The sequence below is a fragment of the Geodermatophilus chilensis genome (assembly GCF_002802985.1).
GTDB classification, from domain to species: domain Bacteria; phylum Actinomycetota; class Actinomycetes; order Mycobacteriales; family Geodermatophilaceae; genus Geodermatophilus; species Geodermatophilus chilensis.
This window is the reverse complement of the sequence record NZ_NVPT01000001.1, coordinates 1-20,893: the sequence shown is the minus strand read 5'-3', so window position 1 is coordinate 20,893 and position 20,893 is coordinate 1. Positions and strand designations below refer to the sequence as shown.

General features: G+C 73.9%; 20 protein-coding genes and 1 pseudogene. 9 read left to right on the top strand and 12 right to left on the bottom strand.

What is annotated here, in order from left to right:
- Positions 1–151 precede the first annotated feature (151 nt).
- On the bottom strand, positions 152–526 hold the full coding sequence (locus tag CNO22_RS00095) for a DUF5319 family protein (RefSeq protein WP_100497346.1): 375 nt from the start codon (positions 524–526) through the stop codon (positions 152–154).
- Between the two features lie 123 nt (positions 527–649).
- Between CNO22_RS00095 and guaB the strand changes: the two genes are divergently transcribed.
- From guaB to guaA, 3 genes are all read left to right on the top strand, one after another.
- Positions 650–2,155: an IMP dehydrogenase gene (gene guaB / locus CNO22_RS00090; RefSeq protein ID WP_100497345.1), complete on the top strand. Its 1,506-nt coding sequence runs from the start codon at positions 650–652 to the stop codon at positions 2,153–2,155.
- Between the two features lie 70 nt (positions 2,156–2,225).
- The gene (locus CNO22_RS00085) at positions 2,226–3,422 is read left to right on the top strand and encodes a GuaB3 family IMP dehydrogenase-related protein (protein ID WP_232806684.1); all 1,197 of its coding nucleotides are present in this window, start codon (positions 2,226–2,228) and stop codon (positions 3,420–3,422) included.
- A complete protein-coding gene (gene guaA, locus CNO22_RS00080; protein ID WP_100497344.1) occupies positions 3,422–4,984 on the top strand; it encodes a glutamine-hydrolyzing GMP synthase in 1,563 nt (520 codons plus the stop codon). Before CNO22_RS00085 ends, guaA begins: the two co-directional genes overlap by 1 nt.
- Before the next feature lie 37 nt (positions 4,985–5,021).
- On the opposite strand, the gene CNO22_RS27355 is transcribed toward guaA, so the two are convergent.
- Positions 5,022–6,602, bottom strand: coding sequence for a glycosyltransferase family 39 protein (locus CNO22_RS27355; protein ID WP_198588006.1), 1,581 nt, complete (start codon positions 6,600–6,602; stop codon positions 5,022–5,024).
- Positions 6,599–7,090, bottom strand: coding sequence for a hypothetical protein (locus CNO22_RS28680; RefSeq protein ID WP_232806683.1), 492 nt, complete (start codon positions 7,088–7,090; stop codon positions 6,599–6,601). Before CNO22_RS28680 ends, CNO22_RS27355 begins: the two co-directional genes overlap by 4 nt.
- Here CNO22_RS28680 and CNO22_RS30335 point away from each other — a divergent pair.
- A pseudogene (locus tag CNO22_RS30335) lies at positions 7,056–8,732 on the top strand (GNAT family N-acetyltransferase); the annotation flags it as partial. The gene CNO22_RS28680 and the pseudogene CNO22_RS30335 overlap by 35 nt on opposite strands.
- 119 nt (positions 8,733–8,851) lie before the next feature.
- Complete coding sequence (locus tag CNO22_RS30330; protein WP_269799560.1) at positions 8,852–9,244, top strand: dehydrogenase family protein; 393 nt, start codon at positions 8,852–8,854, stop codon at positions 9,242–9,244.
- Positions 9,245–9,305: 61 nt separating this feature from the next.
- On the opposite strand, the gene CNO22_RS00060 is transcribed toward CNO22_RS30330, so the two are convergent.
- Complete coding sequence (locus tag CNO22_RS00060) at positions 9,306–9,605, bottom strand: hypothetical protein (protein WP_100497343.1); 300 nt, start codon at positions 9,603–9,605, stop codon at positions 9,306–9,308.
- On the bottom strand, positions 9,598–10,515 hold the full coding sequence (locus CNO22_RS00055; protein ID WP_100497342.1) for a PspC domain-containing protein: 918 nt from the start codon (positions 10,513–10,515) through the stop codon (positions 9,598–9,600). Before CNO22_RS00055 ends, CNO22_RS00060 begins: the two co-directional genes overlap by 8 nt.
- Before the next feature lie 124 nt (positions 10,516–10,639).
- On the opposite strand from CNO22_RS00055, the gene CNO22_RS00050 reads away from it, so the two are divergent.
- Positions 10,640–11,824 (top strand): ATP-binding protein, encoded by a 1,185-nt coding sequence (locus CNO22_RS00050; RefSeq protein WP_100497341.1) that lies wholly within the window; start codon positions 10,640–10,642, stop codon positions 11,822–11,824.
- Positions 11,821–12,477: a LuxR C-terminal-related transcriptional regulator gene (locus CNO22_RS00045; RefSeq protein WP_100497340.1), complete on the top strand. Its 657-nt coding sequence runs from the start codon at positions 11,821–11,823 to the stop codon at positions 12,475–12,477. Before CNO22_RS00050 ends, CNO22_RS00045 begins: the two co-directional genes overlap by 4 nt.
- A 45-nt stretch (positions 12,478–12,522) precedes the next feature.
- Here the strand turns inward: CNO22_RS00045 and CNO22_RS00040 are convergent, their stop codons facing one another.
- The 4 genes from CNO22_RS00040 to CNO22_RS00030 are packed head-to-tail and all read right to left on the bottom strand — an operon-like array spanning position 12,523 to position 14,747.
- Positions 12,523–13,257: a PIG-L deacetylase family protein gene (locus CNO22_RS00040; RefSeq protein ID WP_100497339.1), complete on the bottom strand. Its 735-nt coding sequence runs from the start codon at positions 13,255–13,257 to the stop codon at positions 12,523–12,525.
- Positions 13,258–13,267: 10 nt separating this feature from the next.
- Positions 13,268–13,828 (bottom strand): sigma factor-like helix-turn-helix DNA-binding protein, encoded by a 561-nt coding sequence (locus CNO22_RS28670; protein WP_232806682.1) that lies wholly within the window; start codon positions 13,826–13,828, stop codon positions 13,268–13,270.
- On the bottom strand, positions 13,810–14,178 hold the full coding sequence (locus CNO22_RS28665; protein ID WP_232806681.1) for a sigma factor: 369 nt from the start codon (positions 14,176–14,178) through the stop codon (positions 13,810–13,812). Before CNO22_RS28665 ends, CNO22_RS28670 begins: the two co-directional genes overlap by 19 nt.
- The gene (locus CNO22_RS00030; protein ID WP_100497338.1) at positions 14,175–14,747 is read right to left on the bottom strand and encodes a carboxymuconolactone decarboxylase family protein; all 573 of its coding nucleotides are present in this window, start codon (positions 14,745–14,747) and stop codon (positions 14,175–14,177) included. The genes CNO22_RS28665 and CNO22_RS00030 overlap by 4 nt, the downstream gene beginning before the upstream one ends.
- 180 nt (positions 14,748–14,927) lie before the next feature.
- Here CNO22_RS00030 and CNO22_RS00025 point away from each other — a divergent pair, with 180 nt between their 5' ends.
- Positions 14,928–15,335: a YybH family protein gene (locus CNO22_RS00025; protein ID WP_100497389.1), complete on the top strand. Its 408-nt coding sequence runs from the start codon at positions 14,928–14,930 to the stop codon at positions 15,333–15,335.
- Positions 15,336–15,437: 102 nt separating this feature from the next.
- Here the strand turns inward: CNO22_RS00025 and CNO22_RS00020 are convergent, their stop codons facing one another.
- Positions 15,438–15,710 carry a chorismate mutase gene (locus CNO22_RS00020; protein ID WP_100497337.1) on the bottom strand — a complete coding sequence of 91 codons (273 nt, stop codon included), beginning with the start codon at positions 15,708–15,710 and terminating at the stop codon, positions 15,438–15,440.
- Between the two features lie 266 nt (positions 15,711–15,976).
- Between CNO22_RS00020 and pcrA the strand changes: the two genes are divergently transcribed.
- Positions 15,977–18,274, top strand: coding sequence for a DNA helicase PcrA (gene pcrA / locus CNO22_RS00015; RefSeq protein ID WP_100497336.1), 2,298 nt, complete (start codon positions 15,977–15,979; stop codon positions 18,272–18,274).
- A gap of 216 nt (positions 18,275–18,490) precedes the next feature.
- On the opposite strand, the gene CNO22_RS29570 is transcribed toward pcrA, so the two are convergent.
- Both CNO22_RS29570 and CNO22_RS00005 read right to left on the bottom strand, forming a co-directional pair.
- The gene (locus CNO22_RS29570; protein ID WP_100497335.1) at positions 18,491–19,303 is read right to left on the bottom strand and encodes a M23 family metallopeptidase; all 813 of its coding nucleotides are present in this window, start codon (positions 19,301–19,303) and stop codon (positions 18,491–18,493) included.
- A gap of 378 nt (positions 19,304–19,681) precedes the next feature.
- On the bottom strand, positions 19,682–20,500 hold the full coding sequence (locus CNO22_RS00005; protein WP_232806680.1) for an esterase/lipase family protein: 819 nt from the start codon (positions 20,498–20,500) through the stop codon (positions 19,682–19,684).
- Positions 20,501–20,893: the final 393 nt, after the last annotated feature.

Here is a 20,893-nt window from a genome sequence, read left to right as displayed (position 1 = left end):
GCGCCCTCTCCCGCATCCGGAGGGGGCGCTCAGCGTGTCGGGGGCGACGACAGTGCGCTGCTTCGGGGTAGTTGCGCCTGCAGAGCACTTCCAGGCAGCACCTTCCCGGAAGTAGCGCCCTGCTCGGTCGTCTCTCGCGTGCTGCCGGTGCTCAGCCCTCGCCGCCGGGCTCCTCGCGCTCGGCCATCGCGGCGACCCCGTCGGCGTAGCCGCTGGCGTAGTCCCAGCTGACGTAGTCGTCGGGGTCGGGGTCGAACGGCGGCTCGTGCCGGCCGGTCTGGCCCTCCTCGAGCAGCTGGCGGAGATTGGCCTGCATCAGGGCCCAGTCGACGTGGTGTTCCTCGTCGCAGTCCGGGCAGTCGACGACGATGCCCTTGATGCCGGTCGGCTCCAGGAGCGTCCGGAACACCTCGAGTTCGGCGAGGTCGTCCAGGACGCCGGCCCGCTCCTCCATGGTCAGCGGCGGCGGACCTGGCTGGTCGGCGGACCCGAAGTCGGGCCCGGAAGCGTCGTCCCAAGAACTCACGGGTGCCACGGTAGTGGCCCGACGGACATCACACAGAGTCCCGCGGGGCGCCGCCTACGATCGGAAGCGGCTCCCCGCGCGCCCAGGAGGGTGCCGGCCGATCCGGAGGGGTGGCGGCAACCGATGCAGCCCGATGAGTTCGTCCCCGAGCTGCCGGCGAAGTTCGCGCCGCTCGGCCTGACCTACGACGACGTCCTGCTGATCCCGGGCGCGTCCGACGTCGTGCCGGCCGAGGTGGACACCAGCAGCCGGCTGACCCGCGGCATCCGGCTGGCCGTGCCGCTGCTCTCCAGCGCGATGGACACCGTCACCGAGGCCCGCATGGCGATCGCCATGGCGCGGGTCGGCGGCATGGGTGTGCTGCACCGCAACCTCGCCGCCGAGGAGCAGGCCGGCCAGGTCGACCTGGTGAAGCGCTCCGAGGCCGGCATGGTGACCAACCCGGTCACCTGCTCGCCGGACAGCACCCTCGCCGAGGTCGACGCCCTCTCCGCCCGCTACCGCATCTCCGGCGCCCCCGTGGTGGACGCCGACGGCGTGCTGGTCGGCATCGTCACCAACCGCGACATGCGCTTCGAGACCGACCAGTCGGTGCTGGTCCGCGACGTGATGACGCCGATGCCGCTGGTCACCGCGCCGGTCGGCGTCGACCCGGACACCGCGCTGGCACTGCTCCGCAAGAACAAGATCGAGAAGCTGCCGCTGGTGGACGACGCCGGGCGGCTGCGCGGCCTGATCACGGTCAAGGACTTCGTCAAGCGCGACCAGTTCCCGAACGCCACCAAGGACGCCGACGGCCGCCTCGTGGTCGGCGCGGCCCTCGGTGTCGGCGAGGACGCCTACAAGCGGGCCGGGCTGCTGGTCGACGCGGGCGTGGACGTGCTCGTCGTCGACACCGCGCACGGCCACCAGCGGGCCGTGCTGGAGATGGTGGGCCGGGTCAAGGCCGACTTCGGCGTGCAGGTCGTCGGCGGCAACGTCGCCACCCGCGCCGGCGCCCAGGCCCTGGTCGAGGCCGGGGTGGACGCGGTGAAGGTCGGCGTCGGCCCGGGCTCGATCTGCACCACCCGCGTGGTCGCGGGCGTCGGCGTCCCGCAGGTCACCGCCATCTACGAGGCGGCGCTGGCGGCCAAGCCGGCCGGCGTCCCGGTGATCGCCGACGGCGGGCTGCAGTACTCCGGCGACATCGCCAAGGCGCTGGTCGCCGGCGCGGACACGGTGATGATCGGCGGGCTGTTCGCCGGCGTCGAGGAGGCGCCGGGCGAGCTCGTCTTCGTCAACGGCAAGCAGTACAAGACCTACCGCGGCATGGGGTCGCTGGGGGCGATGCAGAAGCGCGGCAACCAGTCCTTCAGCCGCGACCGCTACTTCGCCGACGACGTCCTCTCCGACGACAAGCTCGTCCCCGAGGGCATCGAGGGCCAGGTGCCCTACCGCGGCCCGCTGGCCGGCGTCGCCCACCAGCTCGTCGGTGGGCTGCGCGCCTCGATGGGCTACGCGGGGGCGCAGACCATCGCCGACCTGCAGGAGCGCGGTCAGCTGACGCGGATCACCTCGGCGGGCCTGGTGGAGAGCCACCCGCACGACATCCAGATGACTGTCGAAGCCCCCAACTACCGCGGTCGGTGAGCCACGTGTCCGACAACGGTCCTCGCCTGACCGAGATCGTCCGAGCACCGAACTACCGGGGACGCTGACCATGCCCACGCGCGACACCGTCGAGATCGGTCTCAACCGCTTCGCCCGCCGGGGGTACGACCTCGACGAGGTTTCGATCGTCCCCAGCCGGCGCACCCGGGACATGGACGACGTCTCGACCGCCTGGCAGATCGACGCCTTCCGGTTCGACATCCCGCTGGTGACCAGTCCGTCCGACGCGGTGGTCAGCCCGGCCACGGCGATCGCCGTCGGGCAGGCCGGCGGCCTCGGCGTGCTCAACGCCGAGGGGCTGTGGACCCGCTACGACGACCCGGCGCCGGTCTACCGGCGGCTGCGTGACGCGGCCGGGGACGGGCCGCCGCCGGTGGCCCTGCTCCAGGAGGTGTACGCCCGACCGGTCGACCCGGACCTGATCACCGCCCGGGTCAAGGAGATCCGCGACGCCGGCGTGATCACCGCGGTGCGCGTCTCCCCGCAGCACACCGTCCAGCTGGCTCCGACGGTGCTGACCGCCGGGGTCGACCTGCTGGTCATCCAGGGCACGATCGTGTCGGCCGAGCATGTGACGACCCACGGCGAGGCGCTCAACCTCAAGGACTTCATCGCCGACCTGGACGTCCCGGTGATCGTGGGGGGGGCGGCGAACTACCAGACCGCGCTGCACCTGATGCGCACCGGCGCGGCGGGCGTGATCGTCGGCGTCGGCGCCGACACCTTCTCCACGACCGACACCGTCATGGGCATCCGGGTGCCGCTGGCCAGCGCGATCGCCGACGCCGCCGCGGCCCGCCGCGACTACCTCGACGAGACCGGCGGCCGGTATGTGCACGTCATCGCCAACGGCCGGATCGAGACCAGCGGCTCCATCGCCCGCGCGCTGGCCTGCGGTGCGGACGCCGTCCAGATCGGTGAGCCACTGCGTGCGGCCGCGGAGGCGCCCGGCGGCGGCATCTGGTGGGACTCGGTGGCCGCCCACCCGCGGCTGCCCCGCGGCGGGACCTCGGCCCCGGTCGCCCCGGCGGGCTCCCTGCACGACGTCCTCCTCGGGGAGGCGAGGAGCGCCGACGGGCGGACCAACCTGTTCGGCGCCCTGCGCCGGACGATGGCCAAGACCGGCTACCGGGACCTCAAGGAGTTCCAGCGGGTCGACCTGGTCATAGGGGGAGGGACCCCTCGGGGAGGGGCCCCCGGGCAGCAGAGCATCGGCGGCTACGAGCCGGCCACCCAGGACGACTGATGGACTTCCCGACCGTCCTCGTCGTCGACTTCGGCGCCCAGTACGCCCAGCTCATCGCGCGGCGCATCCGGGAGGCAGGGGTCTACTCCGAGATCGTCCCCTCCGACGTCCCGGCCGAGGAGATCGTCGCCCGCAAGCCCGCGGCGATCGTGCTCTCCGGCGGACCGTCCAGTGTCTACGCCGACGACGCCCCGCAGATCGACCGGACGCTGTTCGAGGCCGGCGTCCCGGCGTTCGGCATCTGCTACGGCTTCCAGGCGATGGCTGCCTCGCTCGGCGGCACGGTCGCGCGCACCGGCGACCGCGAGTACGGCGGCACCCCGCTGACGGTCACCACGCAGGGCCGGCTGTTCGGCTCGCTGCCGGTCGAGCAGTCGGTGTGGATGAGCCACGGGGACGCCGTCAGCGCCGCCCCGCCCGGGTTCACCGTCACCGCCACCTCCACCGGTGCGCCGGTCGCCGCCTTCGAGGACGTCGACCGCAAGCTCGCCGGCGTGCAGTTCCACCCGGAGGTCCGGCACACCGCGCACGGGCAGACGGTGCTCGAGCACTTCCTGTTCGACATCGCCGGGCTCGAGCCGACCTGGACGATGGCCAACGTCGTCGAGGAGCAGGTCGAGCGGATCCGCGCCCAGGTGGGCGACCGGCGGGCGCTGTGCGCGCTGTCCGGCGGGGTCGACTCCGCGGTCGCCGCGGCGCTGGTCCAGCGCGCCATCGGTGACCGGCTGACCTGCGTCTACGTCGACCACGGGCTGATGCGCGAGGGCGAGACCGAGCAGATCGAGCGCGACTTCGTCGCGGTCACCGGCGCCGACCTGCGGGTGGTCGACGCGCGCGAGCAGTTCCTCGGCGCGCTGGCCGGGGTCAGCGACCCGGAGCACAAGCGCAAGATCATCGGCCGGGAGTTCATCCGGGTCTTCGAGCAGGCAGCAGCCGACGTCGTCTCCGATGCGAAGGCGCACGGCGAGACCGTCGACTTCCTCGTGCAGGGCACGCTCTACCCCGACGTCGTCGAGTCCGGCGGCGGCACCGGGACGGCAAACATCAAGAGCCACCACAACGTCGGCGGGCTGCCCGAGGACCTCACCTTCACGCTGGTCGAGCCGCTGCGCACGCTGTTCAAGGACGAGGTGCGCGAGGTCGGCCTGCAGCTCGGCCTGCCTGAGTCCCTGGTGTGGCGGCAGCCGTTCCCGGGACCCGGGCTGGGCATCCGGATCATCGGCGAGGTCACCCAGGAGCGGCTCGACGTGCTGCGGAAGGCCGACGCGATCGCCCGCGCCGAGCTCACCGCCGCCGGCCTGGACCGCGAGATCTGGCAGTGCCCGGTGGTGCTGCTGGCCGACGTCCGCTCGGTCGGCGTCCAGGGCGACGGGCGCACCTATGGCCACCCCGTGGTCCTGCGCCCGGTGTCCAGCGAGGACGCGATGACCGCGGACTGGACCCGGCTGCCCTACGACGTCCTGGCCCGCATCTCCACCCGGATCACCAACGAGGTGCCCGAGGTCAACCGCGTAGTGCTCGACGTGACCAGCAAGCCGCCGGGCACCATCGAGTGGGAGTAGTCGCCACCGGCTCTCCGATCACCCCGGGCCGTGACCCCTACGGTCCGGGGGGTGGGAGCGGCGCCCAGCCGACCAGGTGCGCCGACTCGAAGTAGACCCCGTCGGGCTCGACCAGGCGGAGCGGGTCCCCGCGCAGCGCCGTCAGGGTCGCCGCCAGTGCCTCGCACTGACCCTCGTACGTGCGGTAGTGGGTGTGGAAGACCAGCCAGACGGCGCTGCCGCCGGCTCGCGCGGAGAGGTCGCGCCCGTACGCCGCCGGGTCGGCGCCTGAGTTCCGTTCCGCGTAGTCGACCCAGTCGACGCGCTCCGGCGACCCGCCGGTCGGGTACACCTCCTGCCGCAGCGAGCCCGGCAGCAGGCGGCTGGTGGCGGGGCCCAGCTGGTCGGGGCAGTAGACGACGACGTCGCCCGGCAGCGCCTGTGCCCGCAGCGCGTCGGCGACCAGCCCGGCCTGGGTCTTGTACTCGAAGTACACGTCCGGCACCGCGCTCCCGAACCCGGTCACGACGGCGACCGCGAGGACCGGCGTGCCGATCGCGCGCGGCAGCCGGGCGAGACCGACGGCGACCAGCAGCAGGAACAGCGGCAGGACCACGCTGGTGTAGCGCGCGTCGAACGCCGCGCCGGTGAACCGGCGCACCGCCAGGGCGAGCACGAGGGTCGCGCCGACCACGACGGCCAGCGCCCGACCGGGCGGTCGCCCGCGGAGGTCGAGCACGACCCGCGAGCCGGACGCCGAGACCGCGGTGGCCCCGATCCCGGCGAGCAGCAGCAGCACGGTCACCAGCACCAGTGTCGTGGTCCGGCCTCCTCCACCGCCCCACACGACGACCATCCACTGCAGCGCGGCGAACCAGCCCATCGGACTGGCCCAGGGCGTCCCCGTGTGCGTGAACTGGTAGAGGAACGACGGCAGCCAGGGGAGGAAGAACACTCCGCCCGCGACCATCCACCCGGCGGCGCGGGCGGGTGCTCTGCTGCGCGTCCGCCATGCGAACGCCAGCAGACCCCCGCCGACGACGGTGAGCAACAACAGCGACCAGTAGTGGGTCAGGGCCAGCGCCGCCGAGACCACCGCCACCAGGACGCCCCGTGCCGCTCCCGGCCGGCGCAGGTAGCCGTCGAGGGCGAGGAAACCGCAGAGGACCAGCAGCATGACGAGGCTGTACATGCGCGCCTCGCTCGAGTAGTAGATGGCGAACGGCGAGGTCGCGAACAGCAGCAGCGCGGCGACCGCTCCGGCCCTGCCGGCCAGCCGGGCACCGGCCACGGCGGCGGCCGGCAGCGCGGCGACGCCGAGAAGCGCTGACAACCACCGCACCTGCGTGGCGGAGTCCCCGACCACCCGCTCCCAGCCCCACAGCAGCAGCGGGTACAGCGGCGGCGCGCCGTCCCGGCGGAGCGCCTCGGGGACCTCGCGGAGCGGCAGGCCGGAGATGCTGGCGCTGATCGCCTCGTCGAGCCACAGCGGGGAGGGGGAGTGGGTCCGCAGGGCGACGCCCAGTGCGACGGCGACACCGACTGCCGCAGCCCCCCAGCGAACGGCACGGCGTCCGCCTGAGCCGGCCGCACGGTCGGCCTCGTGGAGGGACGGGTCGCCGAGCAGGCCGGCGCTCACACCTGCTCCCGGTTGGCCCGGGTGGCGGGGTGGCACGCCTCGCCCGGCAGCACGACGACCGCCACGGCGACGGGTTCCTGCGTCGGCGGGTGGGGCGGCTGCGGCGGGAGGACGTACCCGACCAGCCCCGCGCCGGTCGACCACAGCTCGCGCCGGCTGCCGTCTGCCTGCCGTTGCTCGACGCACCACCGGAGGTGACCGGCGTCGCGACCCGCCGGCAGTACGTCGCGGTACCACCGTTCCACCGTCGCCGCGCTGACGCCGCCGGGCATGCACCAGGGGACGGCGTCGGGGGGCGCGAGGTCCTGCTCGGCGCACCGGCCGGCCGACGGGGGCACGGGGACGCCGGCGTCGGTCCACCGCGCGGTCGCAGGCAACGGCGTGCGCTGCGTCAGCGTGCTGAGGACGGGCCAGGGAGTCGACGTGAGCAGGAGGGCCAGCCCGACGACCGTGATGGCGGCCAGCACGGCACGCCTGTCGGCGTTCACCGGCGCCAGCGTACGCACCGGCACGCACGAGGGCCCGGGGAGTCGCTGGTGTGGCGACAGCTGTTCCCGGGCCCGGACTGGGAATCCGGATCACCAGGGAGGCACCCACGAGCGGCTGGACGTGCTGCGCCGGGCCGAGGCGATCGCCGTGCTCGACGTGACGAGCAGGCCGCCGGGCACCCTCGGGTGGGAGGGACCGGAACCCGGTCGACCGGCCGCTGACCTCCGTGGTCCGATCGGCGGCGTGGACGCCGCCATCCGGCCGCTGGCCGACGCCGACGCCGACGTCGACGCCGTCGTCGCGTTCTCCCTCGGCGCGTGGGCGCCGGTGTTCGCGAGCTTCCAGCAGGTCATGGGACCGCGGGTCTTCGGCCTGGTCTATCCGGACTGGCGGGCGGCGCAGGCGCGTGCGGTGGCTGAGGTGTGCCGGTCCGGGGACGTCGACGCCTGGGTCGCCGACGTCGACGGCGCCCCGGTCGGCTTCGTCGCCGTCCGGTGGACCGAGGAGGACGCCACCCCGGTCGGGGAGGTCGAGATGATCGCCGTCGCGCCGAGCTCCCAGCGGGCCGGCATCGCGGGCCGGCTGCTGGACCGCGCGGTGGCCGAGATCGCCGGGCGAGGGGTCCCGCTCGCCGTCATCGGCACCCGGCGGCGACCCCGGGCACCCCCCGGCCCGCGCCCTCTACGAGCGGCACGGGTTCACCGGACTGCCTCTGGTGCGGTACTACCGCCCCCTCTGACCGCGGAGTCCGCCCTCTGCTGCCAGCATGGCAGGAGAGTGGGGTACTGGAGTGGGGGAGCAGGCGTGAACGGATCGGTCCCGGCGAGGGTCCAGGGGATCTACGACGAGGTGCTGCGGCGCAACCGCGGTGAGACGGAGTTCCACCAGGCGGTGCGCGAGGTGCTCGAGTCGCTGGCCGTGGTGCTGGACCGGCACAGCGAGTACAGCGAGATGAAGACCGTCGAGCGGATCTGCGAGCCGGAGCGGCAGATCATCTTCCGCGTCCCCTGGCAGGACGACCGCGGCGAGGTGCAGATCAACCGCGGCTTCCGCGTCGAGTTCAACTCCGCCCTCGGGCCCTACAAGGGCGGCCTGCGCTTCCACCCCTCGGTGGACCTGGGGATCGTGAAGTTCCTCGGCTTCGAGCAGATCTTCAAGAACGCGCTCAGTGGCATGCCGATCGGCGGCGGCAAGGGCGGCTCGGACTTCGATCCCAAGGGCCGGTCGGACGCCGAGGTCATGCGGTTCTGCCAGTCCTTCATGACCGAGCTCTACCGGCACCTGGGTGAGTACACCGACGTGCCGGCCGGCGACATCGGCGTCGGCGCCCGCGAGATCGGCTACCTCTTCGGGCAGTACAAGCGGATCACCAACCGCTACGAGTCCGGCGTGATCACCGGCAAGGGGCTGGGCTGGGGCGGCGCGCTGGTCCGCACCGAGGCCACCGGCTACGGCGCCGTCTTCTTCGCCGAGGCGATGATGGAGACGGCAGGGGAGTCCTTCGACGGCCGGCGGGTCGTGGTGAGCGGCTCGGGCAACGTGGCCGTCTACGCCGTCGAGAAGGTGCACCAGCTCGGCGGCACGGTGGTGGCCTGCTCGGACTCCAGCGGCTACGTCGTCGACGAGAAGGGCATCGACCTCGACGTCCTCAAGCAGGTCAAGGAGGTCGAGCGGGGCCGCATCGACCGGTACGCCGAGCGGGTGGGGACGGCGGGTTCGTGGCCGACGGCAGCATCTGGGACGTCCCGTGCGACGTCGCCATGCCCTGCGCCACCCAGAACGAGCTGGGCGAGGACGCGGCGCGGACGCTGGTCCAGAACGGCTGCCGCTACGTTGTCGAGGGCGCCAACATGCCGACCACGCCGGACGCCGTGCGGGTGCTCCGCGAGGCCGGCACCGCCTTCGCCCCGGGCAAGGCCGCCAACGCCGGCGGCGTGGCGACCTCCGCGCTGGAGATGCAGCAGAACGCGTCCCGCGACCGCTGGACCTTCGAGCACAGCGAGACCCGGCTGGAGACGATCATGCGGGGCATCCACGACCGCTGCCACGCCACCGCGGAGGAGTACGGCAGCCCCGGTGACCTGGTGCTCGGCGCCAACGTGGCCGGCTTCCTCCAGGTGGCCGAGGCGGTGCACGCCCACGGCCTCATCTGAGGCGGGTGGACGCACGAGGGCCCGGGGAGCGATCGCTCCCCGGGCCCTCGTGTGCGGGAGGTCAGCGCCTGCGGCGGGCCCGGCGTAGCTCGGACACCAGCAGTGCGACGCCGCCGCCGATCAGCACCAGCCACAGCAGGCCGCCCTCGGTGACCAGGCCGACCGGCAGCACCGCGCCGGCCATCAGCACGACCGCCAGGACGACGAAGAACAGTCCCGGGACCAGGGCGGTGAGGTCGACGCCGCGGCGCTCGGACCGGGGCGGGTCCTCGGTCCCCAGCGGGGTCACGATCTGCCAGTCCCTCAGCTGCTGTTCCTGCCAGGCGGTCGGGGTCGTCGGGAACTCGCTGTAGTCAGGCACGGTCCACCTCCACGTCGCCCATGCCGAGGTTGACGGTCAGCACGATCTCGGGGTCGTCGTCCCCGCTCCAGGCGGAGCCGGTCCCGCGGGAGAAGCCGCCGTCCGAGTCGACATCGAGGACGTCGACGTCGCCCATCCCGTTCTGCACCTCAACCTGGACGTCGGCCGAGCGGGGGACGAGCACCTCGAGGTTGCCCATGCCGACCTCCAGTCGCGTGGTCACCGGACCGGCGGGGCCGCCCAGCTCGACACCGGACAGGTCCAGCCGCAGGTCGCCGGCGCCGAGCCGGTACTCCGGTTGCACCTCGCCGACGGTGTCCGGTGCGTACCTGCGGTCACCGACCCCGCCCTCGACGGCCCGCCACGGCTCGGCGGCGACCGCGACCAGCGCGACCGACAGCAGCACGCCGAGCGTGATCAGCCCGCCCCTGGCCGTCCGCCCGCCGAAGAAGGCGGCGGCGACCAGGCCGAGCCCGACCACCAGCAGCCCGGTGCCGAGCACGATGCGGGGGCCGACGTCCCAGTCGGTGAGCCGGCTGAGCAGGACCAGCGAACCGACGACGATGAGCAGCCCGGCCAGCGTCAGCCCCGGTACCGGCGACCGCGGGCCGGCGACGCGGGGGGCGCGGGCGACGGCGGCGGAGTCCCCGGCCGGGCCGCTCGGCATGAGCAGCCACAGCAGCAGGTAGACCGGGACGCCGGGGCCGGCGAGCGCCAGCGCGACGAGGCCGACCCGCCACAGCAGCGCGTCGATGCCGCTGTAGTCGGCCAGGCCCCCGGCGACGCCACCGATGACCTTGTCGCTGCGGCTGCGCCGCAGCGGCGGCCGCACCGGGAGCCCGGGCGGCGGGGCGTACGCGGCCGCCGGCGGGTCCGCCGACGGGGGAGCGGGAGGCGGTGCGGATGTCATGGCACAGACCCTGCTCGCGGCCGGGCACGCGGTCCATCAGGGAACGCCCCCATCCGACCCGGGTCCACCGACCCGGGTGGTTCCTGGTGCCGCGGACCGCCGTCCCGGTGCGACGATCGGCACCGTGACCACGACCCTGCCCGTGCCCGTGCGGCCACCCCTGGTGCGCCCGCGCTCCGGGCGCCTGCTGGCCGGCGTCGCCGCGGGGACGGCGGTGCACCTGCGGGCCGACCCGCTCGTCGTCCGCGTGGCCTTCGTCGTGCTCGCCGCGACCGGCATCGGCGTCGTGGCCTACGCGCTGCTGTGGTTCTTCATGCCGGTCGCCGACGCGGACACCGCCCCGGTCGTCGACGAGGGCGCCGAGGAGCCCAGCCGCCGGCAGACCCTGGGCCTCGGGTTGCTCGGCCTCGGCGCGCTCGTCCTGGTGACGCAGCTCGGCAGCTGGGGCGGCGGCAACCTGGTCCTGCCGCTGCTGCTGGTCGGCGTGGGGCTGACCGTCATCTGGCGGCAGCTGGACACCGACCGCACGCTCGCCGGCCCGGGCGTGCGCTGGCTGCTGGCCGGCGGCGTGCTCCTCGGCGTCGTCGGCGTGGTGCTGCTGCTGAAGACCACCGGGCAGCTGGCCAACGCCCGCAACGGCTTCGCCGCGACGCAGGTCATCCTGGCCGGCGTCGCGCTGGCCACCGCGCCGCTGTGGCGCCGGCTGCTCACCTCCCGCGAGGCCGAGCGGACCGCCCGGGTGCGCTCCGAGGAGCGGGCCGCGGTCGCCGCCCACCTGCACGACTCGGTGCTGCAGACCCTCGCCCTCATCCAGCGGCACGCCGACGACGCCACCGCGGTGTCCCGGCTGGCCCGCAGCCAGGAGCGCGAGCTGCGCACCTGGCTCTACGAGCCGGCGGCGGCCGTGGGCGGCGGGACGTGGGCGGCGCTGGTGTCCGGGGTGGTCGCCGAGGTGGAGGCCGACCATGCGTTGACCGTCGAGTCGGTCGTCGTCGGCGACGCCCCGCTGGACGACGCGCTCACCGCCCTCGGCGCGGCCACCCGCGAGGCGCTGGTCAACGCCGCCAAGCACTCCGGGGCGACCGTCGCCGACCTGTACACCGAGGTGAGCCCGCAGCGGGTTGCCGTCTTCGTCCGCGACCGGGGTGCCGGGTTCGACCCGGCCGCGGTGCCGGGCGACCGGCGTGGGCTGCGCGACTCGGTGACCGGCCGGCTGACCCGCCTGGGCGGGACGGCGACGGTGCGGTCGGTACCCGGGGAGGGCACCGAGGTGGAGCTGTGCCTGCCCCGCCAGGAGGTGGCCGCGTGAGCACCCGGGTGTACCTCGTGGACGACCACGCGATGGTGCGCTCGGGCGTGCGGGCGGAGCTCGGCGGTGCGGTGGACGTCGTCGGTGAGGCCGCGGACGTCGAGGGCGCCGTGGCGGGGATCCGGGCGACCGTGCCGGACGTCGTCCTGCTCGACGTGCACCTGCCGGGCGGCGGCGGGCGGGCGGTGCTCGAGACGCTGCGGGCCGAGCTGCCGTCGGTGCGCTGGCTGGCGCTGTCGGTGTCCGACGCGGCCGAGGACGTCATCGCGGTCATCCGCGCCGGTGCCCGCGGGTACGTCACCAAGACCATCTCCGGGCCGGACCCGCGGGACGCCGTCGCCCGTGTCGCCGACGGGGACGTCGTCTTCAGCCCGCGGCTGGCCGGGTTCGTCCTCGACGCCTTCGCCGCGACGACGCCGTCCGCCCCGCAGCCCGAGGACCCGGCCACCGACCCCGGCCTGGACCTGCTCAGCGCCCGCGAGCGGGAGGTCATGCAGCTGCTGGCCCGCGGCTACACCTACCGGGAGATCGGTTCGCGGCTGTTCATCTCGGTGAAGACGGTGGAGTCGCACGCGTCGAACGTGCTGCGCAAGCTGCAGCTGTCCAACCGCAACGAGCTCACCCGCTGGGCCGCCACGAACCGCCTGCTCTGACCTGTTCCGGATCGCCTTCCGCGCGCGGAAGGCGATCCAGGAGAGTCAGGCGGTGTGGACGACCTGGAAGGCCTCGCCGAGCCGTCCCGGGGGCAGGCCCAGGCGGCGCCCGGTCTGACGCATCCAGTCGGTGACGAACTCCTCCAGGTCGTCCACGTGACTGACCTGGGTGACGTGGCTCTTGAGCGCGGCGAACTTCAGCTCGACGAGGTCGGTCACGTCGACGACGTGGTCGGCGCGCGGGCTGGCGCCCAGCCACACCTCGGACACCGTCCAGGCCTCGAGGCCCTCGTCGGCGAGCAGTTCGGGGAAGGCGAAGGGGTTGCGGGCGTCGGGGTAGACGGCCCGCAGCGTGGACTCGCCGACCGTCATGTGGTCGGGGTGGCTGGCGCCGATCCGGTCCCACATCCGCTCGGGCGAGCTGGTCAGCACCCGCTGCGGGCGCACCTGGCGGATCACCCGGCTGATGTCGCGACGCAGGTCGAGGGTGAGCTCCAGCCGCCCGTCGGGGTAGCCGAGGAAACGCACGTCGGTGACGCCGACCGCCTTGGCCGCCGCCTCCTGCTCCGCCCGCCGCAGCGGCCCCATCTGGTCGCGGGGGGTGTCGTCGAACCCGCCGGCGTCCCCGTCGGTGACGATCAGGTAGGTGACCTCGGTGCCGGCCGCCGTCCAGGTGGCCACGGTGCCGGCGCTGCCGAAGTCGACGTCGTCGGGGTGGGCCAGCACGCACAGCGCGCGCTCCACGTGGGCGGCGGGCCTGGGGGACTGCGGGGAGGTCACCCGGGCGAGCCTAGGTCGACTCCGTCGCCGTCGTCGGCAGGCCGGTGAGCTTCTCCGGGTTGCGCACGATCAACACCTGCTCGACCAGTCCGTCGACCAGGACCAGCGACATCGTCATGAACGGTGCACCCCCCACCCACGCGACGACACCGGGAGCACCGTTCACGTCGGTGACCTCGACGTGCAGGCCGGGGATGGACAGCCCCTGGGCGGCGGTCGCCAGCAGGAACCGGGTCACCTTCCCCGCACCCACGATCGGCCGCAGCGCCGCCTTGGCCCTGCCCCCGCCGTCGGTCACCAGGACGACGTCCGGCGCGAGTGCGGCGAGCAGGGCCTCGACGTCTCCGCCGGCGCAGGCGGCGAGGAAGCGCTCGGTGACGACCCGCTGGGCCGACCGGTCGGCGTCGAAGCGCGGCTGCCGGGCCCGCACGTGCTCGCGCGCCCGGTGCGCGGTCTGCCGGACGGCGGCCTCGCCGCGGCCCAGGATCGCGGCCACCTCCGCCGCCGGCAGCCCGAACACCTCCCGGACGAAGACGGCGCGCTCGGTCGGGGTCAGCGTCTCGAGGACCACCAGGAGGCGAGCGAGACCTGCTCTCCCAGCACCGCCACGTCGTCCGGGTCCGGTGGCGGAGGGGCACCCGCGACGGAGTCCCGACCGGTGAGCAGCGGCTCCGGCAGCCACGGACCGACGTAGCTCTCCCGCCTGCTGCGGGCCGAGTCGAGCCGGTCCAGGGCCAGCCGGGAGGTGATCCGCACGAGGTAGGCCCGCGGGTCGGCGACGTCGGACCGGTCGGTCGCCGACCACCGCAGCCACGCGTCCTGGACCACGTCCTCGGCGTCGGCGACGCTGCCCAGCAGCTGGTAGGCGACCGTGAACAGCAGCCGCCGGTGCCGGTCGAAGGGGGTCAGGACGTCGGTCATGCCGGGGCCGGGAGCTCGCAGCGGTCCCGGAAGCCCTGGCTGGTCAGCCCGAGCGCGCTGTTGAACCGCGACCGGACGTTCTCCACGGCCACCATCATGGTGAGCTCGACCAGTTGTGCGTCGTCCAGCTCGCGCCGCAGGCCGGCCACCATCTCGTCGGTGACGGCGACCGGCGTCGCCGTCACCGCCTCGGCGTAGGCCATCACCCGCCGCTCCAGGTCGCTGAAGACGTCGCTGTCCCGCCAGCGCGGCACGGCACGCAGCTTCTCGGGGTCCACCCCCTCCTGGCTGCTGATCCAGTACCCGAAGTCGACGCACCAGGAGCAGCCGATCGAGACCGCGGAGGCCATGACGGCGAGGGACTTCAGCGTCCGGTCCAGCCGGTCCCACCGGGCGAGCGAGGCCTCGAAGCGGACGTCGATGAGCAGGACCCGCGGGTGGTGCGCCATGGCGGCGAGCGGGTCGGGCACGACGCCGTAGGTCCGGTGGGCGTACCACTCGGTGAGGCGGTAGAGGCGGTAGAGGCGGTAGAGGCGGGTGCGGGGCGGGTCGAGCGGGATGCGGGCCATGGTCGTCGTCCTCTCCGTGGGGTGCTGCACATGGAGACGGGACGGCGCGCCCGGGTGTGACATGCGGGCCGGGACCGGGTCGGTGGCACCTTCCGCGGCCGGGCCTCCGGTCGCATGCTGGCCCCGCTCGGTGCCGCGATGGGCGCGCTCGGCGGCACACCCGAGTGGGGGGAGAGGGGCATGGACGCCGCACTGTCCCGAGCTCTGGAGCGCGTCGCCGCCGGGCTGGCGGCGATGGCGGCCGGGAACCCCGGCCCCTACACGGCCTGCTGGGCCGACTCCGCCGACGTGACCCTGTTCGACGCCTGGGGTCCGATCGAGAAGGGGCACCACGCCGTCGCACGGACCTTCGAGTGGGTCGGTAGCCGGTTCAGCGACGGTGGGCTCGTGCCGCGTTACGAGGTGGTCGAGATCAGCGGCGACCTCGCCTACACGGTCGGCTCCGAGCACGGCACGGTGCGCGTGGACGGCGGCGAGGCCCGGCCCATGACGATCCGGGTCACGCACGTCTACAAGCGGATCGAGGACGACTGGTGGCTGGTGCACCGCCACGCGGACTTCCCCCCGGCCGACCAGCGCGGCGACTGACCGTGGAAGGCCCCCGTCCTCTCTGCAAGGTCCCGTCGGCCCCGTCCAGAGGCTCGCTGCGAGCCTGCGAGCGGTGAGGAGGACGGGGTCCTTCTACCTCTCTCAGAGGCGGCCGCGGCCCTGGCGCAGCAGCATCATGCCGAGCGCGGCGCCGTCCGGACCGAGCGCGGACTGGAACCGGGCGAGCACCTGCTGCTCGCGGGCCAGCGAGAGTCGGGTGCCGCCGGCGGCGCGGCGCAGCTCGCCGATCTCGTGCGACACGGCCAGCCGGCGCTGCACGAGCGCGATGATCTCGGCGTCGCAGGCGTCGATCTGCCCGCGCAGCTCGGCGATGCGCTCGTCGGCGGCGGGCGTGGTGGGGAGAGTCGCGGTCATCGTGTCCTCCGGGGCGGGGCGGTGGCCGTCGGACCCCGGGAACGAGAAACGCCCCGGGCTCCTCGGGCCCGGGGCGTCTGTTGTGGCGGTTGCTCAGCCAGCGGTGACGGACACCGGATCCCGGTGGCCGTAGTAAAAGCTGACGGTGGCGAGCAACACGCCGGCGAGTGTGCCACAGGGTCGACGGCGGTGGCCAGCACGACCCCTGGGGACGACGGTCCGCGGCGGCGGGCCGTGTTCCCCGACCGAACTACAGTGGTGTGGTCATGAGCAGCGTCCAGCAGGCCCTCCCCGGCACCGCGTCCCTCCAGCGTTCCGCGTCCGGCTCGGTGGGCCGGGAGCTGGACCGCATGCTCGCCGGGCTCAACGGCCCGCAGCGGCAGGCCGTCGTCCACGAGGGCAGCCCGCTGCTCATCGTCGCCGGCGCCGGCTCGGGCAAGACCCGGGTGCTCACCCACCGGGTCGCCTACCTGCTGGGCGCCCGCGGCGTGCAGCCCGGCGAGGTCCTCGCGATCACCTTCACCAACAAGGCCGCCGGGGAGATGAAGGAGCGCGTCGCCGCGCTCGTCGGCCCGCGCGCCCGGGCGATGTGGGTGTCGACGTTCCACTCGATGTGCGTGCGCATCCTGCGCGCCGAGGCCGCCAAGCTGGGCCTGAAGTCGTCGTTCACGATCTACGACCAGGGCGACTCGGTCCGGCTGATGACGATGGTCGCCCGCGACCTGGACCTCGACGCCAAGCGCTACCCCGGCCGCAGCCTGGCCGCCCAGGTGTCGAACCTGAAGAACGAGCTCATCGACGAGGAGAGCTACGTCCCCGGGACGGCGCCGGAGAAGGTGCTCGCGGAGGCGTACCGGCTCTACCAGCGGCGGCTGCGCGAGGCGCACGCCATGGACTTCGACGACCTGATCATGACGACGGTGCACCTGCTGCAGGCGTTCCCGGACGTCGCCGAGCACTACCGCCGCCGCTTCCGGCACGTGCTGGTCGACGAGTACCAGGACACCAACCACGCGCAGTACGTGCTGGTCCGCGAGCTGGTCGGCACGGGAGAGGGGCCGGTGCCGCCGGCCGAGCTGTGCGTGGTCGGTGACGCCGACCAGTCGATCTACGCCTTCCGCGGCGCGACGATCCGCAACATCGACGAGTTCGAGCGCGACTACCCGCAGGCCACGACGATCCTGCTGGAGCAGAACTACCGCTCCACGCAGCGCATCCTCAAGGCGGCCAACCAGGTCATCTCGAAGAACACCGGCCGCCGTCCCAAGAACCTGTGGACCGATGCCGGCGACGGCGAGCTGATCGAGGGCTACGTCGCCGAGAACGAGCACGACGAGGCCGCCTGGGTCGCCGAGCAGATCGACGCGCTGGTCGACGACGGCGTGGCGAAGCCCAAGGACATCGCCGTCTTCTACCGGACCAACAACGCCTCCCGGGTGTTCGAGGAGGTGTTCATCCGGGTCGGCATGCCCTACAAGGTCGTCGGCGGGGTGCGCTTCTACGAGCGCAAGGAGGTCCGCGACGCGCTGGCCTACCTCAAGCTGGTCGCCAACCCGGCCGACGTCGTCAGCCTGCGTCGGATCATCAACGTGCCCAAGCGGGGGATCGGCGACAAGGCCGAGTCCTGCATCGAGTCCTTCGCCGACCGGGAGCGAATCGCGTTCGGGTCGGCGCTGCGCCGGTGCTCCGAGGTGCACACCCTGGCGCCGCGGTCGCTCAAGGCGATCCAGGAGTTCGTGACGCTGCTGGAGGAGTTCGAGCAGCTGGCCGAGACCGGCTCCGGTCCGGCCGCGCTGCTGGAGAGCATCCTCGACCGCACCGGCTACCTCGCCGAGCTGCAGGCCAGCACCGACCCCCAGGACGAGGGCCGCGTCGACAACCTCAACGAGCTCATCTCCGTGGCTGCGGAGTTCGAGGCGGCCAACCCCGGCGGCTCGGTCACCGACTTCCTCGAGCAGGTCTCGCTGGTCGCCGACGCCGACCAGATCCCCGTCGCCGGGGACGAGGCCGGCGTCGTCACGATGATGACCCTGCACACGGCCAAGGGCCTGGAGTTCCCGGTCGTCTTCCTGACCGGCATGGAGGACGGCGTCTTCCCGCACCTGCGCGCCCTGGGCGACCCGCGTGAGCTGGAGGAGGAGCGCCGGCTGGCCTACGTCGGCATCACGCGGGCGCAGCAGCGGCTGTTCATCTCGCGGGCGACGGTGCGCACCAGCTGGGGGCAGCCGGCCTACAACCCGCCGTCCCGCTTCCTCGACGAGCTGCCGCCGGACACCGTGAAGTGGGCGGGCAAGGAACCGACGCCGGCACCGAGCACCGGCTACCGGTCGGCGCAGCAGCGGGTGGCGGCCACCGGGCTGTCCACCGGCGGGCTGCGCGGCGGCGCGGGCAACCGGGCGGTCATCTCCGTCGACGTCGGCGACCGGGTCAGCCACGACGCCTTCGGGCTGGGCACCGTCGTGGAGGTCAACGGCGCGGGTGACAAGGCGCAGGCCACGGTCGACTTCGGCTCCGGCGGCACCAAGCGCCTGGTCCTCCGCTACGCCCCGCTCGTCAAGCTCTAGGCTCGAGGAGCGGGAGCCCGGAGGGTTCCCCGACGAGGGTCAGGGAGCCGCGGCACGGGCAGATGGCACTCGAGTCTCGCGACGCCTGAGGGGAGCCGCCCTGCGAGGTGCTGTGAGGAGTGGGGGCCCGGAGGGCTCCCCCGACGAGCGGCAGGTAGGGCTCAACGCAGCAGGGGCACGGCACCTGGCTGCGGTCGTCGGCCGGAGGCCGACAGGTCAGATGACCACGCCGTGCTCGGCGAGCCACTCCTGCGGGTCGATCGGGCGGCCGGTCATGCCGCCGCGGTGGATCTGGTAGTGCAGGTGCGGGCCGGTGGACTGGCCCTCGTTGCCGATCTTGGCGATCTGGTCGCCCGCGTGCACGATGTCGCCGGCCTCGACGTCGTAGTAGCGCATGTGGCCGTAGACGTGAACGTTGCCGTCGGGGTCCTGGATGTAGACGGCGTTGCCGTAACCGGAAGCGCGGCCGGCGCGGATGACGACGCCGTCGGTGGCGGAGTAGATCGGCGTGCCGAGCGGCCCGGCCAGGTCGAGGCCGTAGTGCATGGTGCCCCAGCGCATGCAGAAGCAGGTGGTGAGCCGGCCCTGCGTGGGCAGCACGGTCTTCGGCTCGCGGGCGGCGCGGGAGGCGGCGAGCTCGCCGAGCCGGGCCTGGGCCTCGGCCTCGGTGATGCCGCGGCGCACGCCGGCGTCCTCCAGGTCGCCGCTGAAGCCGACGTCGGAGGCGACGCCCAGGCCGTAGTCGGCGGCGCTGACGGGGAGCCCGGTCGTGTCGCTGCCGAGGGTGCTCGGCAGGGCGGCGACGACGGCGCCGGCGACGAGTGCGGCCAGCCACACCGGCCCGCGCCGACCGGGCGGGCGGGGCAGGCGGCGACCCCGGCCGGCAACGGTCTCCTCGGCGTCGAGGGTCGCCACGACCGGCGCCTCGGCGGGCTCGACGGCGGCGGGGACGGCCGGGATGGCGCCGGTGGCGGCCCCGTCGTCGGTGCGCGGTCGCTCCAGCAGCGCGGGGCCGGTCGAGCGGATCACGGGGCACCTTCTTCGGGAGCGCCTCCCCGCACGGGTGCCACGGGGGCGACCCGTCGGGGGAGCGACGGCGGCGGGGACGTCCGCGGACGTCCGCCGGTGGGTACCGGCACCGTGATCGGACCGTAACGATCAGTCAGCTCCGCGACGGGTCACCGACACGGGAGTGTCGACACGCCTGCGCCGGGTGGGACCCGTGGGACGGGAGTGGCTGTGTCCCGACGCACGACCACCCGCCACACGCGACCGGTGTGGCGGGTGCGACGGGGGTGACGGCCCCTGCAGGTCCCGGCCCGAGCCTGCGAGGGTCGGGGGCAGGGGGCGGCCCTCCTGCAGGGTCCCGCCGCGAGCTTGCGAGCAGTAGGGGCAGGAGGGTCCTTCTCAGGCGACGGCGGCCCGCGCCGGGGCCGCGATCTGCGGACGCCGGCGGCCGGCGAGGGTGGCGGCGACCTCGTCGAGGACGGTGCGGTGGAAGGGCAGCGACATGTGCCCGATCCCGCGGACCAGCACGTTGCGGGCCTGCAGGTCCGGGTGGTCGCACCGTCCGGCACTGGTGGGGAGGACGACCTGGTCGAGGTCGCTGTAGATCGCGGTCACCGGCGTGCGGATGCCCGGCGCCGGCTCGGCGAGCTCCTGCAGCACCGCCGAGCCCGGCCGGAGCTGGCGCACCAGCGGGGTGGGCAGCAGGTGTGCCAGCACCGAGCCCTGGTGCGGCGTCCCCAGCGTCACCAGCGACTCGACGTGCCGGTCGCCGCCCTGGCGCTGCACGTGGTAGCGGGCGAGCAGGCCGCCCAGGCTGTGCCCCACGACGTGCACCCGCTCGTGCCCGGTCTGCTCGCAGACGCGCTCCAGGTGCGCACCGAGGTCCGCGGCACCCCGCGCGACGTCGGCCAGCAGGGGGCTGTAGTTCCAGGAGCAGACGGAGGTGAACCCGCGGCGGCGCAGGCTGCGCCGCATCACGGCGAACACCGAGTGGTTGTCGATCAGGCCGTGCACGAGGACGACGGGCACGCGGGCGGCCAGCGGGTCCGCAGCGAACAGGGCGCGCACCGCGGGCGGCTGCTCACCGGGGCGACACCGCGGGTCGGGGCGCAGCCGCTCGGTGCGGGTGCCCAGCGGGTAGATCAGCGCGTGGGCCCCGACGAGGGCGAGCTCGGTCAGTCCGCCGGTCAGCGTCGCGAGGGTCAGCAGCGAGCGCACGGGGTGCCGTGGCGCTCCCGGCCCCACCGCGCCGGTGTGCGACGCTGGATCGGACTCCGGGTCGCTGAGTGGGTGCATCGTTCCTCCCGGTGCGGAACCGCTGACCAGGCTGGTCCCCCCCGGGTTTGGAGGCCTGCCTGGTGTGCCCGGTTCACCTGACGGTAAAGCGGCCGTGTGGTGATCGTCACATCGACGCCACGGGCCGAGGCCAGTTCGTGACCCAGACGAAGGGGGGACCGTGGTCGCCCGCGACGGCTCCACCCGCGATCGTGCGACCAGGTCAGGAGGCGGGACGGTGCGTCCGTCCGCCCGCCGCGCCGGACCACGCCGCCCGCCCGAGCCCGCCCCCGCGGTGTCGGCCGACGGGCTGGTCGTCGGCCGACACCGCGGGGG